Raw genomic sequence first — 16520 nt, forward strand, 5'->3', positions numbered from 1 at the left:
GGGTTCAGAGGGTTTAGTAAGTAATTAAGCGGACATGATATTAAAGTGGCTGAACAAGAACTTTGCACCTTTTTTCTCAACGGAATGTTTTTTGGTATTGATGTACAGGATGTGCAAGAAGTGATTCGTCCCCATACATTAACACCTGTACCTTTAGCGCCACCAGATATTTGTGGCTTAATTAACCTCAGAGGGCAAATTTTAACAGTCATAGATTTACAGCAGCGATTAGACATGGGTCAATCAGCCATGCGCTTAACCACTAAACTAAGAGATGATCTACTAGGATTTTATATTGTTGTCTGTGCTGACGATCAAGTAGTTAGCTTGCTAGTTGATGAGGTTGGCGATGTCTTAGCGTTACCAGCAAACACCTTTCAACCCCCACCCGCAACGTTAAAAGGGAGAATGCGTCAGCTGCTAGCAGGAGCTTACCCATTACCAGAAGGGTTTTTGTTAGTTCTAGACACTGAAAAAATTCTATAGGTTCAAATTAATTCGTAGTTAGAACTTTAGTCCTTTCTTTTGAAGCACTGAAGTGCTGACTACGACTCACCAAAATTCTTTTATTTAAAAAATTAGGAGTGCTGAGTAATGGCGACAAATCGGACGGGGAAAAAAACTAATGACTCTAATTCTCCCACAGATAATAGTGCAGATGCGATAGAAATTAATTACGGCACAACAGATCCGCAACTGCAACCATTACTAGCAGCCATGAAAGCCGCTAGAAACGGTGATTTTAACGTTCGTCTCCCAGTAGAGAACAATGGTTTTGGTGAAATCGCCGCAGTTTTTAACGAATTGGTGAGTTTCAATTTCCACTTTGCCACCGAAGTCACCCGTTTAGCAACCGAAATCGGCCAAGAAGGAAAGCTTGGTTCACAAATTACACTCAAAGGCGCAGAAGGTTCTTGGAAAGAATTATTGGACAATTTAAACCAAATGTCTGCTAACTTGGCACAGCAGATCAAAAATATTAATGAAGTCACCCTCGCAGTAGCCCAAGGTAATTTAGTAAAACAAATTAAAGCACGCAATGCCGGAGAATTTAAGCAACTCAGCGATAATGCCAATCAGATGATTAGTAGCCTGAAATCTTCCATCAGACAAATGGCCGATGTAGCGATCGCAGTTGCATCATCTTCTGAAGAGCTTACCGCAGTTAGCACCGAAATGAGCACCAATGCAGAACAAACCGCAGAACAAGCAACATCCGCATCCGCCTCAGCCGAGCAAGTGAATCAAAACAGCAGTACAGTAGTCACTGCGACCGAAGAAATGAACGCCAGCATTCGCGAAATTGCCAAAACTGTGGCTAGTGGCGCAACAGTAGCCGCCCAAGCCGTAAAAACAGCCGAAAGCACCAACCAGACAATTGCTAAACTTGGTCAAAGCAGCCTAGAAATTGGTAAAGTCACCAAAGTCATTACTGCGATCGCTCAACAAACAAACTTACTAGCCTTGAATGCTACCATTGAAGCAGCTAGAGCCGGAGACGCAGGTAGAGGATTTGCTGTTGTAGCCAATGAGGTGAAGGAACTCGCCAAACAAACTGCAAACGCCACCGAAGATATTAGCCAGCGAATTGAAGCCATTCAGACTGATACCAAAGGTGCAGTTAGTGCCATAACTCAAATTACAGACATCATCAACCAGATAAACGACTTGCAAAGCACCATCGCCAGTGCTGTGGAAGAGCAAACAGTCACCACTAATGAAATTGCCCGAAATATAGCCCAAGCCGCCCAAGGAACCTCAGATATTGCGAAAAATATCGCAATTGTCGCCGTCAATGCTCAAAATACTACAATTGGTGCAACTAACACCTCCCAAGCAGCCACAGAACTAGCCCGCATGGCTGTAGATATGCAAAAAGTCGTCAATCAATTTAAATATTAGTTGTCAGTTGTCATTTGTCATTTGTCATTTGTCATTGGGCATTGGTGAAGCTCAAACTTTCAGGCTAAAAGCCTGATTAACCAAGTTAAAAACCTCGTTAACCGAGCTAAAAGCCTCGTTAACGGAGTTAAAAACCTCGTTAACGGAGTTAAAAGCCTGATTAACGGAGTTAAAAGCTTCGTTAACGGAGCTAAAAGCCTGATTAACGGAGTTAAAAGCCTCGTTAACGGAGCTAAAAGCCTCGTTAACGGAGTTAAAAGCCTGATTCACGAAGCTAAAAACCTCAAAAAGCATCATCAATTCACAATGCAGATTGTCTCCCTCATCTCCCCACACTCCCTCATCTCCCTTATCCCCTCAATCCCCAATGCCAAAAATCCGGGTACTCGTAGTTGATGATTCCGTAGTAGTTCGTAGTCGTGTTAGTAAAATTTTATCCAACGATCCAGAACTAGAGGTAGTGGGAGTCGCTGCTCATGGGCGCATTGCTTTGGCGAAAATTCCTCGATTGAATCCCGATGTCATCATTCTTGATATCGAAATGCCAGAGATGGATGGTTTACAAACCTTGGCGGCGATTCGGGAGATCTATCCACAGCTACCTGTGATTATGTTTAGCACCTCTACCCACACTGGCGCGATCGCCACACTCGAAGCTCTTTCTTTAGGTGCTTCAGATTATGCCACCAAACCTAGTAACCTAGGAAGCGTGGAGGCCAGCAACCAACATATCCGTGAGGAATTAATCCCCAAAATTAAGGTATTTGGTGTCGGAACTACTTTTTTTTCCCCATCAACTACAATTACTGATTCAGTGGTTCCAGCCATCCACAATCGTAGAGAACAGGTAGATGTTGTGGCAATTGGGGTTTCTACAGGAGGACCAAATGCCCTAGCAAAAATACTTCCTGCACTACCCGCCGATATCGGGGTTCCCATATTAATTGTCCAACATATGCCACCAATGTTTACCAAATTATTAGCCCAAAGATTAGATTCTCAGTGCCAAATTCGTGTAGATGAAGCAGTTCCCCAAACCGTACTAGAGCCTGGACAAGCTTGGATTGCACCTGGCGATTTTCACATGGTTGTACAACGTCAGGGCGATGTTGTGCGACTGGCTACCCATCAAGCGCCACCAGAAAATTCCTGTCGTCCTTCAGTAGATGTACTATTAGTATCTGTAGCAAAAGTATATAATAAAAGAGCGATCGCCATCATCTTGACAGGCATGGGACAAGATGGATTATATGGCTGTAAATGTATCCGGGAAGCAGGCGGACAGGTGGTAGCACAGGATAAAGCTAGTAGTGTGGTGTGGGGAATGCCTAGTTTCGTTGTCAATGCAGGCTTAGCCGATAAGATTCTTCCCCTTGACCAAATCGCAGGTGAAATTGTCCATCGAGTTCGTGACAATCAAGTACCTATTTCCGGTCTGTAATGAAACAGACTATGAGTGTAAACACTAATGATTTTGAGTTTATCTGTCAACTAGTATACAAATATTCGGCAGTGGTCTTGCACGCCGAAAAAAGCTATCTAGCAGATCTATATTTACAGCCAATTGCCGAATCAGCCGGATTTGCCTCAATTTCCGACTTGGTTGGCTATCTACAGACTCAACCTTTTGGCAGTCTGCACAGTCAGGTGATTGAATCCCTAGTAACCAATGAAACATCCTTTTTTCGAGATTATCATCCCTTTGAAGCACTGAAAAAATTTGTGCTACCAGAGTTGGTCGGTAAAAGAAGTATAGAGCGATCACTGAATATTTGGTGTGCAGCTTGCTCTCATGGACAAGAACCCTACAGCATCGCCATGCTGATTAAAGAACATTTTCCAGTACTGGACAATTGGTCTTTAAAGCTCATGGCGAGCGATTTTTCCAGCAAAGTCTTAGCTAAGGCGAGAGAAGGGTGTTACAACCAACTAGAAATACAGCGGGGATTACCGAAAAATTTCCGCGATCGCTATTTTCAAAAACTAGATCACAACTGGCAAATTCAGCAAGAAATTCTTCAGATGGTAGAATTTCGCCAGATTAATCTCGTGCAATGTTGGCCATCCCTCCCCAAACATGACGTAATTTTTTTACGCAATGTTTTAATTTACTTTGATACTGCAACTAAAAAATCCTTACTAAAAAAAATCAAGCAGAACTTAAATCCAGATGGTTACTTATTTCTGGGTAATGCTGAAACCACCATCCACCTAGATACAGCATTCACTCGTGTTCAATTTGATAAAGCTATTTGCTATCGCTTAAATAAATAATTAATATTATATCGCGAGTTGTAGGGGCACGGCACTGCCGTGCCCTGAGAATGTACATTAAGTAAAACGAAAATTGCTATACCAATTCAAATAATTTTGGCGACACATCAATGATTCTTAAGGTGTCCCTACCTATTTGTCGCATTGTTTTTTCAAATTGGTATTACACTTCAGCTAAATATCTTATTATTTCAATATTTTTTAAGCTAAAGCACTTTTTTGGGTAAAATCCGTCATCAGCCTTTGAATGATTTAGCCCTAAATTCATCCGCTGACGATATCACACAATGAAAGCACTCAAAGCCTTAACTACAGCCTTAGTTAGCCTAACATCTGTACTAGCAAATATCCCAGTAAAAGCAGAATGGGCACCTCAACCTGTTGTCGATGGAGTTTATGCAGGTATTCAACATATTCATGGTTATCAAGCCACACCACAATTAATATGGAACGTTGCTAAAGGATCTCGTAGTCGTTGTGGGCGTATTTCCGGTAGTTTGTATTGCAAACTAAACCATACCGTATATATAACCAAACAAGATATTCAAATGGCATATCATTTTGGCGATGCTGCCTTAGCTTATATAGTTGCACATGAATATGCTCATGCCATGCAAACTGCCTATGGATTTCAACCACGAATCACACCAATATCAGAACTACAAGCAGATTGTTTAGCAGGCGTTTATTTAGGATTAATTCCGAATATTGTTTTTGACGAACGCGATACATTAGAAATTGCTAGCCTAGCTTATCACATCGGTGATTATGACTGGGGTAGCCGACACCATCACGGAACCCCAGAACAACGAGTCAAAGCCGTTGTCTTAGGGATGAAAGGCGCAGTTAATGGTAGAGGTTTCGCTGTTTGTCGCGTTTAACCCTGAGAGCGTGTTTTCACACTCTCTCTGGTTGTAAGCTACAGTGTACACACATCTATACTCTGCGTACTCTGCGGTACAAAAATGATTGTTTTAAACGCAGAGCGCACAGAGACCACAGAGGAGAAAAATAAGGAATTAAGGAATTGTGTGTACACCGTAGATCCTTATAATAGAGAGATTTAGAGAGAGGTTTATAAGTCTGAAATCAAAGGAGAAAACCATGAAAATTGTCCCAGTTAACCAAGATAACTTTGATACATGGTTAAATTTGTCATTGGAACTTTGGCCAGATGAATCCCCCGAAGAAAGACACACATCTCTCACCAATATTCTCCAATCGCCCCGTGAAGCAGGATTTTTAATTAAAGATGACGCTGGAATAGCAATTGGCTTTATTAATCTCTCCCTGCGATATGATTATGTACCTGGTGCTACCACTAGTCCTGTTGCATATGTAGAAGGGATTTATGTCAAAAATGAGTATCGAAAACAAGGTATAGGTAGATTCTTAATAGAATATGCCCAACAATGGGGACGGGAACATGGCTGTCTAGAAATCGCCTCAGATGCTTTATTAGATAACACCACAAGTTACGAATTTCATCGCCAGGTAGGTTTTCAAGAGGTAGAAAGAATCGTGACATTCATTAAGCCAATAGACAGGTGATGATAAATTTTTACCGCTAAGGTAAGTAAGTGGGCGTTAAAAAACATAACTATACTTTTGTCATTGCGAGGAGGTACGACGAAGCAATCACAAGGGTTTTGAGGAATTTACATTTTGTTACATAGTTGGGTTTATTCGTGCCGACTTACTTATGCAAGTTGTAATCTCTAATGTTATTAAAATAAAAATTTATGTATTATACTTGTAGTGCGCTTAATATTTAATTGCATATGAGTTATGATTTTTCACTGCAAAGTTGTGACTTAAACAAACTCAACTCAATGACCAAATATCCTAGTATCCCTACTTATCACGCTCTAGGGGACAAAGGAGCTTTGCTAGAACAGACAGTTAATTTTGATGGTGAGGTCATCCTGACTGAAAAAGTAGATGGTACAAACTCTCGCATCATTTTACTGCCTGATGGTAACTTCGTTTTGGGTAGTAGAGAAGAACTACTCTTTGCCAAAGGTGATCTCATTGGTAATCCTGCACTTGGGATTGTAGATGCTCTCAAAAAAATTGCAGATTCATTACCCCAATCGCAAAATGGTATTGCTGTTACCTATCTAGAATTGTATGGCGGGAAGATTACCGGAGCTAGCAAACAATACACCTCACAACAAACTGTTGGCTGGCGACTATTTGATGTAGCAGTTCTCACAGACATAGAAACGCTATTTGCTCAACCTATCAAGCAACTAGCAGCATGGCGAGATCGTGGTGGTCAAGTCTTCCTTGATGAAATGCAACTCACTCAAGCTAGCAAAGAATATGGATTTGCTCTCACACCACGAATTGCAACAGTCACATCTTTACCCGTGACGATTCAAGAAACACATGAGTTTCTCAAAACAATGCTACCACAAACAAACGTTGCACTCGATGTAGGTGCCCGTGGTCAAGCCGAAGGTATTGTAGCGCGAACTACATCCCGAAGTGCGATGCCTGCGGCGGTTCGCGGAGCGACCATCGCCAAGTTACGTTTTGAAGATTACGAACGTCATAGCAAACGAAGAGGATAGTAGTCTCAAGATTATTATGCCCGAATCACAGTACCTAGAGCCGAATTGCTCAACACAGCATTAGCCAAATTACCGGGGATATTACCATCAATTATCCAGCAGTCAATTCCTAAATTAGAGATAGCTAAAAATTCTTCAACTTTCCTGAGCATACCGCCCGTAACATCTATAGATTTACTTTCACCAATAAAACCTTTGATTTGCGGATAGTTAGCTTGAGTAATCTCAGATATCACTTGCCCATCTTCATCATACACACCAGGATAGTTGCCGACATTTATTAATCGAACCTGAAACTTTTCTTCTGTGTAAAAATATTTAGCTAATTCTGCTAATAATCTGTCAGTAGATAGGATAGTACCACCAATTATTTTATCAAAAATCACATCACCAAAAACTAAAGGAATCAAACCAGCTGCGAGACTATTTTCTATAGCTGAATAGTCAAATTTGAGTAATTTTTTTTCCTGAGTAACAGCCATCGTTACAGGTGGTAGGCTAATTACTGGTAAACCCGCTTGTAAAAAAATCTTCGCCAATAGCCGATTTAGATCGAGAGCATCTTGGTGGACTAGACAAAATCCGAATTTATCAACATCAGTGCTAATACCATTGATGGTATTGTATTTCTTAGCTGACTGATGACCGAAAGAACCAGCACCATTGCCAATAATCAATTTTAGATGGGGATGTTGATGTGCGATCGCACTCACTTCCCTGGCCAGTTGTTGGATAATTTCGGGTCGAGCAGTTAATGGTTGATCCTTATCAGTAATCAACGACCCTCCCAGCTTGATTAATGCCAGATCCATCATGAAATATTGACAACAATCGGATGATAACTTTCAAAAAGTTTACCACATAGAGAGTAAATTAATTCGTAGTCAGGACTTCAGTCCTGAATTAAAGCACGCTTTGTGCTGACTACAAACCTACCAATCGTGATTTTGGCTTATGTCAGACTCAATCGAGTACCAATATCAGTTAATTTCCGAATACTCCCAACCATCGCCACGTCAAACTATTTGCCAAGACTGTGCTTTTCATACCAAGAGAGAAGACGGGATAGACTGTATTCACCCAGACGAATTGCAAGTTAATTGTTCTACCATAATTTTTTGCAATTCGTTCCAACCAGCCCAGGAAATTGACAGTCCTTGTGTATCATTTGACTATGCTAAAAAATAGCCACTACTAAATTTTATATGTAAAACGCTATTCTTTACCTTACCGATACTGGTTGAGAAGTGCGATTCTCAACTCTACGCTCATTTAGCGAGAATCTCAGGTTATAACCTTCAACGACAATCTCACCTTCAGTCGTTTGGATATACAGTTTTCCTTGATCAAAGCGCACAATATTATTAGTTGTGATTGCAGCCATCGATAATAACTGTTCACTAGGCTGAATCTGCTCTTGATATAAACTCAGCAAATCCTCAGCGGTAACTTTTGACACAGATGAAGCCTGATTATCCTTAACCTTTGTCTGTGCTTGGATCGCAGTTGTAGGTTCTGATTGTGCCTGTACAGAACTGATCCAAATCACGCGATCGCCGGATTGTACTAAAATTTCATTATTGGTAGTTTTGATATATAAACTTTCCCGACTAAATGCCATTTCGTGAATTTTCTCGAAACCCTTTCCACTAAAAATGAGTAAATTCAATGCTGTCTGATTTTTCCCTGGCAAATTTATTTGCGAACGCCACAACTTCCATAAATGTTTTACTTCAGTGTAATACATTTGGTAGCCTACCGGAATCTGGTAATATTCATACCGCATCAACCCATTCTCAATTTTGCCTGTCGGAATAAAACTATTTTCGAGTAATACTTGATTGATTAATTCCAAATGATTAGAGTTTTGCCGTACTAAGAAAACCTTAGATTGGTTAGCTAAATTAATACTTGCCAGTAAGAAACCTTTCTTAGTTAATAACTGAATTGTTTCTGATATTGATTCTATACGTAGATTTTGATTAAATGCTAGCCTGGTCTTGCCTTGTACGTATTGACTAATTAATGTTTTATCATCCATTAAATTTAACGTTGTCATAGCTAACTCCTTATTACCCTGGATTAATCCTGTAAGTGTGTTATGTCAAAGCTTTTGTCGTTTTAGCTGTATTTTTATCTGGAAAATTAAAAAATCAAAGTTAGCTCTTGCTCATTGGCTCTAGTTAGTTTTACTTGTGTTAGTAATTACTTCTTCAACAGCAAAGCAATAAATCCGGATACGTCAATCACAAACAAAACAAACAACTAAAACAGTATTTATACGTATTAGCATGGTAAAGCTTTCATGTTAAAAGTACAAGCTTTTACATCGATTATTATTTCTTGCCAGAAATTTCTCATTCGAGAATCAAATGATAATATTAGTTTATTAAAAAAATAAAAATTATTAGTTAAACTGATTTTTTGACTCTGTTAAATCTCTAATTGGAAGAGACTGGGCAATTTGTTTGCAAAACTTAATATTCAACTTTTTTATATCTTCAAGATATGCAGATATCTAAAATGCTGAATTTGGCGTACCCCTTTGCTTAAGTCTCTACTGGCTCCTGGTCAAATTGTCGCATCAATTCGAGTAAAGCTTCCCGGTCTGGTGTCTGTCCCTCTTGGAGGAGTTTGGCTAAACCTTCAAAATACTTTTCGCGATCGCCTGCGGGACAAAACATGATCAATAACTTCGCAGCTTTGCTGGCTCGGTTAGCAAATGTATGGGGTGTACCACGGGGAACTAATATAAATGCTCCTGGTTGACCCTGTACTGTTTGATTACCGACTTGAATCTCAACTTCTCCCTCCAGAACATAAAACATTTCTTCCATCTGGCGGTGAATATGCAGTATGGGCGCGGTTCCCCCTGGTTGGATCGTGTTTTCAAATAATCCCACATGACCATGAGTATCAGCACCAACAGCCTTGAATATAACTTCGCTATTACCAATTGTCAGGTGAGAGCCTTCTCCTGGCGCTAGTACAATTTCTTGGATGGGTAGACTCATTTGCACTCCTGAAGCTTTAATTTAGGTGCTCAAACCATTGTTTTACAAGCGGCTATAGCTGCGATCAATCATTTATCAAAATTTAATCAGAAGTTTGATTGTTCACATTCTGTGCAAGCTACAGCCAAGCATAACAGACCCCTCAAGTATCTGAATCAATCGGTAGGAGGATGGAGCTGAGGCTGTAAATTTTTAACTTTAAGGTTAAGGGTTGGGCAAAACTGGCTGCAAATATTTAAAGACTTTGCAGCATTGCCACAGTTCATATCAACTTGGCATTTTTTGCATCCACCGAGAAATTAAAAATACATTTGTGGGAAAACAAGTACTTTATTAGGAGGTTAAAAAATGGCAGCTACAAACGGGAAGCGCAAAATTCGTTACGCCGTTGTGGGACTAGGTTGGATTGCCCAGGAAACTGTACTGCCTGCTTTTGCCGAAACTGAAAATTCACAACTAGTCGCCTTGTTTTCTGAAGACAAACTCAAGCGTGAAGAATTAAGCAAGCAGTATGGAGTTAAAGCTTATTCTTACGAAGACTATGACAATTGCTTGACAAGTAGGGAAATTGATGCAGTTTATATTGCACTACCCAACCATTTACACTGTGATTACACTGTCTGGGCAGCAAATGCAGGAGTTCATGTGCTTTGCGAAAAGCCAATGGCAGTCACAGAACAAGAGTGCGAACAGATGATTCGTGCTACTAAAGATCATCACGTTAAGCTGATGATTGCTTATCGCCTGCATTTTGACCAAGCGAATATGCAAGCAGTAGAGATTGCGAAGTCTGGTAAAATTGGCGACACTCGTATTTTTAACTCAGTATTTTCCCAGCAAGTTGCAGAAGGCAATGTCCGCCTAGAACCAATCTCTAATGGTGGTGGCAGTGTTTACGATATGGGTGTGTATTGTATCAATGCTGCTCGATATCTGTTTCAAAATGAACCAAATGAAGTTTTTGCCTATAGTGTAAGCAGAGACGAAAAGCGTTTTGATGAAGCTGACGAAATGACGAGTGCTATTTTGCGTTTTCCAGGACAGAGAGTCGCAAACTTTACTTCTAGCTTTGGTGCTGCATCAGCTTCCAGCTTACAGCTTCTGGGTACAAAAGGTAATTTGCAGATGGAATCACCATATTCCTATGTGGGAGAACTGAAGCACAAAATTAGTATTAACGATGAAACGCAAGAAAAATCCTATGCTGCTGGTAATCAGTTTGCAGCAGAAATTACCTACTTTTCTGATTGCATACTGAATAATCAAGAACCAGAGCCATCAGGTGAAGAAGGTTTGGCAGATGTTCGCATTATTCGTGCTATTTATCAATCAGCGCAAACAGGTCAGCCTGTGCAACTTGGAGAGTTTAAGCGTCAGCACAGGCCATCAGCCCAGCAAATTATTCAACGTCCAGAGACGGAATCGCCAGAGTTAATTCATGCAGCCGATCCAAGCGGGAAGTCGTAACGGAGGAGCAGAGGGAGCAGGGGAGCAGGGGAGCAGGGGAGACAAGGAGGACAAGGAAGATAAATAAGAAATGTCCACTTGCCCTCTCGCAAGTTGTTCGCGTAGCGGACGCACCAGAAGGGATGCCCAATGCCCAATGACCATTTTCATACTTGGCGGTGAAATTTTTTCATCGGAACTGCTTTTTACTCACCTTGATGTGAAAATATGGAAATTAGAAGTTCAGCTTTTTTTATTGGCAATACGATACCTTTTAAATACACCTGCGATGGAGATGATATTTCTTTGCCAATATATTGGGAAGATCCTCCACAAGGGACGCAGAGTTTTGCCTTGATTGTAGATGATCCAGATGCGCCGCAAAAAACCTTTACCCATTGGGTTGTCTACAATATACCGGCTGATAGCCGCGAACTACCAGAAGGTATTACTCAAGAGCCTAGACTCCCAAATGGTGCTGTACAAGGAAAAAATAGTTTTGGTAAGTTAGGTTTTGGAGGCCCTTGTCCACCTCCCAAAGACGGGGCTCATCGCTATTTTTTCAAAATCTTTGCTTTAGAGCGATCGCTTGATTTATCTCCAGGTGCAACTAAAGAAGAGGTATTACAAGCAATGGCAGGTCATATTCTGGATAAGGCTGAAGTTATGGGTCGTTATGCTAGGGAGATTGAGCAGTAGCACTAAATTAGGGCATAGGGCATGGACTTCCTGGGAAAACCCATTCGCTATGCCCCAATTTAGACATGGGATGAATTGACAACTCTTAAGACAACTACTTGAGTTTCAAAATAGTGAAAGCAACAATGAAATTCTAAGCAGCTGTATCTTCCCGTTGTATCTGTTGCCGAATGGTATCAATTGCGGCATTAATACCAGCCAGTTTGGACTCTAAATCATCTCGCATCCAAGTGAGGAATTTTAGTTTGCGCTCTAAATGAGATTTGTGCGAAATAGGTTCGCCACCATAACAGTAATTACCCCAAAAAGGAAACATAACTAGCCTCTGAATTTAGCTGAGTAAGAGTGCATAATTTTGCACCACCACATTACATTCTGGCGAAAAGCGATCGGACTAGATGGTGTAACTACCGATCCATATCTGACGTGTTTGACGAACTCTAGAGTTTCTATCTGGTGTTGTGATGAGTTCGGAGTAAGCACATTTCCCTAATTCCCAGATCCTATACTCAAGACAGCTAGGGTATGCAAATCTGGTACTTCTAAATCAGCTTGAGCCTCTACTGGTAAATTAGCACCAAGTCCTTCTTTACCTGCTCTCCGATTTACCCAAACTGTTGAGATTCCTAAAGATTGGGCGGGAATAATGTCATGATAAATACTGCAAGCAACGTGTAATATCTGTTCTTGAGGTAGCTTGATTCTCTCAATTGCAACTTTGAAGTTGTTGAGAGCAGGTTTGTAGCTTTTAACTTGCTCTGCTGTAATAATCCAGTCAAATTCAACTTCTAAATGTTGGGCAGAGAAAGCGAAGAGATTGTCATCTACATTAGAAATAATTGCCAGCTTATACTTTTTTTTGAGAGCTTTCAACGCCTCGACTGTATCTGGGAAAGGTAGCCAATGCCTAATCGAATTAGCCAGGGAAGGTAATTCTTCATTAGTCGGGGCAAAGTTAAATTGTTCGCCAAATTTTTGGACTACTCTTGTGAGAACTTCTTGATATTTTCTGTATTCTCCTTTTTGAATTTCCGCTTCAAATTCTGCAAAAAATTGCAAAATTTCTTCATCATCTAAATCATAACCGTGGGCAGATAAAAGTGGCTTAAGTGCTGCTAAAACCCCACTTTCCCAATCAATCAGAGTACCGTAACAATCAAATGTTAAAACTTTGGACTGTTCAAAGTTAATCAAGTTTTTTACTCCACGCTAAGTTAATGGTGTTCAATTATAGGGGACGGAAATACTGAAGCCTTCCATCTAAGGCGTGTTTTCAATGGTACGGTCAAACAATTTTCCAGAAAGCCTTAACCTAAATTTGTACTGATTTTAACTCAACCTTTGCTAATACTGTCAGTTAATAGGCTGCGTTATTAATAATAATTTATTGGTCTTTTGAGGTGTTGTCTGTCTGCCGCACTCTACATATTGCATATTTTTTAAGTTCTCAGTCCCTTAACCTAAATTTGTACCAATTTTAACTTAATCTTTGCTCAGGCTGTTAGTTATTAATGTGCCTCATGAAGAGTAATTTATTGCTATTTCTAGGTTTTATCGGACTGTTCATCCTAAATATTGGATATTTTTTAAATTTTTTGCCCCTTAACCTAAATTTGTACCGATTTTAACTCAATCTTTGCTAATGCTGTCACTCTTAATAAGAAGATTGTGGGGAATATCTGTTAAAATACGTTATCCCGATTGGAGATTAGATGTATTTATTTTATGAACTGATCCCTAAGATACAGATGAGAGTTTCTGACAAGTTGTTGTGCCATAATTTCTGGAAATTAAATTCAGAAAATACAACCTTATAAACTGTGTATTTTCTGACAAAATCAAAAAAATAATAGATATAAAAAATTCAAGGAAACTACGTAACATGGGTTCCTTGGAGGCAATGTTTTCGTAACTAGATGTGAGGAGTGCAAATGCTTGAGGCTATCGCTGTTGCTTGGCTATTATTATTTTTTGGTGATTTTCTTTCAACCTTCGTTTACCACGTACCCGAGCATGTTTTTGGTAGCCTCCACTTGAAAACGCATCATTCTTGGAAGAAAGATTTCCGCCACTATGCTATTTTGACTTTAAATACCCAGGTTCTATTAGATGGCATTCTGGGTGCTTTGCCTTATTTGTTAATGGCAATAATTTTGTGGTCTTTCTCTCCAATTGGTGTCATTTCTGGACTACTGTTAGGTCAATTACATGTTTGGTGGAGACACATCAGTGTTTTGGATTGGAAAACTCCGAAACCTGTAACTATTTTGTGCCAAATTCTCTTCATTACTACTCCCGAAAGACATTGGTTACACCATCAAAAAACTAACCAAGGTTTCGGAGATATTTTCACTTTCTTTGAACAACCTTCACTTATTTGGATGCGTTGGTTACGTTTACTCCGGCTGCATTTTCGTTACTCACGTATTTAGTGGTCTGTCCCATTAATTTTGCTGGGTTGAGGTTGGAAAAAGGGGAAAGGGTAAGGGACTAAAAACCTTTTTCCTTTTCCCCTTAACCTTTCCCCCGCTTTCCTTGGCGAACTACTAGAAACCAAGCAAAGTTATGATTAACTCACTACAGCTTCTGCTTTTTCTTTCACAGGTGGTACATAAGGTTTTTCTGTACCTTGGGCGAGATATTCCGCTAGCTGGCTTTCGATTTGATCGCGGACAATTTGGCGATATTCGAGAAAATGCTCGTTGTGGGCGCAGGCGGAAATGTAATGCTCTGCCACTCCTGGGTTATGCTTGATAATGCTAAACAAGTGATGCCAGAATTTCCAACGGGTTTCTCGTTTAATACCTTGTCGCCAGATGACAATCAACAAAGCTCTAATGACTACCAACTCAGGCCATTTAAACGGCGCTTTCCAAGTTGGCGCACCCATCATTAAAAAGCAGCGGTAGGTGCGATCCAAATACTTCACTGGGTCGTATAAAGCACAAAAAGCCTCAACATATTCTCTAGCAATATCTTCCAGAGGACGAGTAGCAACAAAGTTCATCAAAGTGGTCTGGTTGATGTTGCCATCTTTGTTTTCCCGCAATCTGCCTTCTTTTTTCAGGCGATGCCACAAGGCTGTATTAGGTAGCGCTTGCAACATAGCGAAGGTAGTGGAAGGAATAGCTGCTTGTTCAGCAAAACGAACAATGCGATCGCCTGCGCCTGCTTTTTCACCATCAAATCCAATGATAAACCCAGCCATTGGGCGCAACCCGGCTTTGATGATGGTTGCCACCGCATCGGTTAAAGAACTGCGGGTATTTTGGAACTTTTTGGTCATTTGCAAGCTATCTTCATCTGGTGTTTCAATCCCCAAAAATACTGCGGAGAAACCAGACTCAACCATCAACTCTAGTAATTCCGTGTCTTGTGCTAAATCAATGGAAGCTTCAGTGTCAAACCGGAAGGGATATTGATGTTCTTGCATCCAGACTTTTAACTCTTTGAGCAACAATTTCACATTGCGTTTGTTACCAATAAAGTTGTCATCAACCATGAACACACCCCGCCGCCAACCCAATTCATAGAGGTAATCTAACTCTGCTAATAATTGGGCTGGGGTTTTAGTACGCGGTTTGCGACCGTAGAGAACAATAATGTCACAGAATTCGCATTGGAAGGGACATCCCCGCGAAAACTGCACGGACATCATATCGTAAGCATTTAATTCTAATAAATCAAAGCGGGGTACTGGTGTGGTGGTGACATCTGGTTTTTCACTGGTGCGGAAAGTCCCAGAGGTTTCGCCCCGTTGAATCGCCTCAACGAACATGGGTAAGGTGATTTCCCCTTCATCGAGAATCAGAAAATCTGCGCCGACGTTTTGCACTTCATGGGGTGTAGAGGTGGGATAGGGGCCACCCACAGCGACTAACTTACCACGGCGTTTTGCTTCTTGGATTTGGTCTAGTAAGTCCTGTTTCTGGACAATCATGGCGGAGAAAATGACGACATCAGCCCAAGCCCATTCTGCTTCGGTAGCTGGGCGAATGTTCCGGTCAACAAGTTTATATTCCCATTCTTGAGGAAGAATTGCCGCCACTGTTACTAAACCTAAAGGTGGTAACAAAACCTTGCGATCGACTAAGTCCAAAATTTTCTCGTATGACCAAAAGGTTTTTGGAAAAATTGGATACACCATTAGGACTCGCATACAGTATCAACCCTCACACTTTGATTGTTATCCCACTTTAACGAAAATTAAGAGTCATTGACTTTTTATCTAGGCGGGTTCATCTGTTGACTCAAATTTATTTCTCACGCATTCGACGAAGTCGTTCTCACAGAGTAGGCGCAGAGGCGCAAAGAAGAATGTAAGAGTATGGTCTAAAATATGATTCAAAAGGTTCCAGTCAAAGGTTAGATTCCTACGGCTCTTAAGTATTGATTTATAATTCAGTTTTTACTTCGTTAGGTGGTAGAAGTTCATTTCGATAGGATTCAAAGTTGATACTTTCGGGAACACCTTGATATTCCATGATTATTTCTGGCGAAGTGGTGGATTTGATTTCTAAAAAAGTAACAAAAACTGGACTTTCAGTAATACCCTGTGGTGTTTGGTGCAAGTTCGATTTTGCCGTTTTTATAAATACCTTGAATAGTT

19 protein-coding genes are annotated in these 16520 nt (G+C 40.5%); 11 read left to right on the plus strand and 8 right to left on the minus strand.

The genetic code is table 11. From position 1 onward, the window contains the following. The first annotated feature begins 45 nt into the window (after positions 1 to 45). Complete coding sequence (locus AACU32_RS16880) at positions 46 to 486, plus strand: chemotaxis protein CheW (RefSeq protein WP_096601333.1); 441 nt, start codon at positions 46 to 48, stop codon at positions 484 to 486. A gap of 108 nt (positions 487 to 594) precedes the next feature. Then, positions 595 to 1902 (plus strand): methyl-accepting chemotaxis protein, encoded by a 1308-nt coding sequence (locus tag AACU32_RS16885; RefSeq protein ID WP_096601336.1) that lies wholly within the window; start codon positions 595 to 597, stop codon positions 1900 to 1902. Between the two features lie 51 nt (positions 1903 to 1953). Here AACU32_RS16885 and AACU32_RS16890 read toward each other — a convergent pair whose 3' ends face one another. After that, positions 1954 to 2172, minus strand: coding sequence for a hypothetical protein (locus tag AACU32_RS16890; protein ID WP_339377982.1), 219 nt, complete (start codon positions 2170 to 2172; stop codon positions 1954 to 1956). A 97-nt stretch (positions 2173 to 2269) separates the two neighbouring features. Between AACU32_RS16890 and AACU32_RS16895 the strand changes: the two genes are divergently transcribed. From AACU32_RS16895 to AACU32_RS16915, 5 genes are all read left to right on the plus strand, one after another. Then, complete coding sequence (locus AACU32_RS16895) at positions 2270 to 3343, plus strand: protein-glutamate methylesterase/protein-glutamine glutaminase (protein WP_096601342.1); 1074 nt, start codon at positions 2270 to 2272, stop codon at positions 3341 to 3343. Positions 3344 to 3354: 11 nt separating this feature from the next. Then, on the plus strand, positions 3355 to 4176 hold the full coding sequence (locus tag AACU32_RS16900; protein WP_339377983.1) for a CheR family methyltransferase: 822 nt from the start codon (positions 3355 to 3357) through the stop codon (positions 4174 to 4176). Positions 4177 to 4463: 287 nt separating this feature from the next. Then, positions 4464 to 5057: a neutral zinc metallopeptidase gene (locus tag AACU32_RS16905; RefSeq protein ID WP_096601348.1), complete on the plus strand. Its 594-nt coding sequence runs from the start codon at positions 4464 to 4466 to the stop codon at positions 5055 to 5057. A gap of 223 nt (positions 5058 to 5280) precedes the next feature. Continuing rightward, positions 5281 to 5727: an aminoglycoside 6'-N-acetyltransferase gene (aac(6'), locus tag AACU32_RS16910; protein ID WP_096601352.1), complete on the plus strand. Its 447-nt coding sequence runs from the start codon at positions 5281 to 5283 to the stop codon at positions 5725 to 5727. 281 nt (positions 5728 to 6008) lie between these two features. Then, positions 6009 to 6752, plus strand: coding sequence for an RNA ligase family protein (locus AACU32_RS16915; protein WP_339377984.1), 744 nt, complete (start codon positions 6009 to 6011; stop codon positions 6750 to 6752). A 14-nt stretch (positions 6753 to 6766) separates the two neighbouring features. Here the strand turns inward: AACU32_RS16915 and AACU32_RS16920 are convergent, their stop codons facing one another. Next, positions 6767 to 7567: an isopentenyl phosphate kinase gene (locus AACU32_RS16920; protein WP_339377985.1), complete on the minus strand. Its 801-nt coding sequence runs from the start codon at positions 7565 to 7567 to the stop codon at positions 6767 to 6769. 139 nt (positions 7568 to 7706) lie between these two features. On the opposite strand from AACU32_RS16920, the gene AACU32_RS16925 reads away from it, so the two are divergent. Beyond that, a complete protein-coding gene (locus tag AACU32_RS16925; RefSeq protein WP_096601361.1) occupies positions 7707 to 7940 on the plus strand; it encodes a hypothetical protein in 234 nt (77 codons plus the stop codon). A 34-nt stretch (positions 7941 to 7974) separates the two neighbouring features. On the opposite strand, the gene AACU32_RS16930 is transcribed toward AACU32_RS16925, so the two are convergent. Together AACU32_RS16930 and AACU32_RS16935 are read right to left on the minus strand one after the other, a co-directional pair. After that, entirely contained in the window at positions 7975 to 8811 is an 837-nt protein-coding gene (locus tag AACU32_RS16930; RefSeq protein WP_339377986.1) for a hypothetical protein, read from the minus strand. A gap of 490 nt (positions 8812 to 9301) precedes the next feature. Then, positions 9302 to 9766, minus strand: coding sequence for a cupin domain-containing protein (locus AACU32_RS16935; RefSeq protein WP_096601367.1), 465 nt, complete (start codon positions 9764 to 9766; stop codon positions 9302 to 9304). Between the two features lie 348 nt (positions 9767 to 10114). Between AACU32_RS16935 and AACU32_RS16940 the strand changes: the two genes are divergently transcribed. After that, a complete protein-coding gene (locus AACU32_RS16940; protein WP_096601370.1) occupies positions 10115 to 11233 on the plus strand; it encodes a Gfo/Idh/MocA family protein in 1119 nt (372 codons plus the stop codon). 207 nt (positions 11234 to 11440) lie between these two features. Further along, entirely contained in the window at positions 11441 to 11911 is a 471-nt protein-coding gene (locus AACU32_RS16945; RefSeq protein WP_096601373.1) for a YbhB/YbcL family Raf kinase inhibitor-like protein, read from the plus strand. Positions 11912 to 12044: 133 nt separating this feature from the next. On the opposite strand, the gene AACU32_RS16950 is transcribed toward AACU32_RS16945, so the two are convergent. Together AACU32_RS16950 and AACU32_RS16955 are read right to left on the minus strand one after the other, a co-directional pair. Then, positions 12045 to 12227 (minus strand): hypothetical protein, encoded by a 183-nt coding sequence (locus tag AACU32_RS16950; protein ID WP_096601376.1) that lies wholly within the window; start codon positions 12225 to 12227, stop codon positions 12045 to 12047. A gap of 173 nt (positions 12228 to 12400) precedes the next feature. Further along, complete coding sequence (locus AACU32_RS16955) at positions 12401 to 13105, minus strand: haloacid dehalogenase type II (protein WP_096601379.1); 705 nt, start codon at positions 13103 to 13105, stop codon at positions 12401 to 12403. A gap of 737 nt (positions 13106 to 13842) precedes the next feature. Here AACU32_RS16955 and AACU32_RS16960 point away from each other — a divergent pair. Beyond that, on the plus strand, positions 13843 to 14343 hold the full coding sequence (locus tag AACU32_RS16960) for a sterol desaturase family protein (protein WP_096601382.1): 501 nt from the start codon (positions 13843 to 13845) through the stop codon (positions 14341 to 14343). Between the two features lie 137 nt (positions 14344 to 14480). Here the strand turns inward: AACU32_RS16960 and AACU32_RS16965 are convergent, their stop codons facing one another. Both AACU32_RS16965 and AACU32_RS16970 read right to left on the minus strand, forming a co-directional pair. Beyond that, complete coding sequence (locus tag AACU32_RS16965; protein ID WP_096601385.1) at positions 14481 to 16070, minus strand: B12-binding domain-containing radical SAM protein; 1590 nt, start codon at positions 16068 to 16070, stop codon at positions 14481 to 14483. 235 nt (positions 16071 to 16305) lie between these two features. Next, the gene (locus tag AACU32_RS16970) at positions 16306 to 16482 is read right to left on the minus strand and encodes a hypothetical protein (RefSeq protein ID WP_339377987.1); all 177 of its coding nucleotides are present in this window, start codon (positions 16480 to 16482) and stop codon (positions 16306 to 16308) included. Positions 16483 to 16520 lie beyond the last annotated feature (38 nt).

Origin of the sequence: Calothrix sp. NIES-2100 (assembly GCF_963875285.1) — a bacterium.
Classification (GTDB): Bacteria; Cyanobacteriota; Cyanobacteriia; order Cyanobacteriales; family Nostocaceae; genus Aulosira.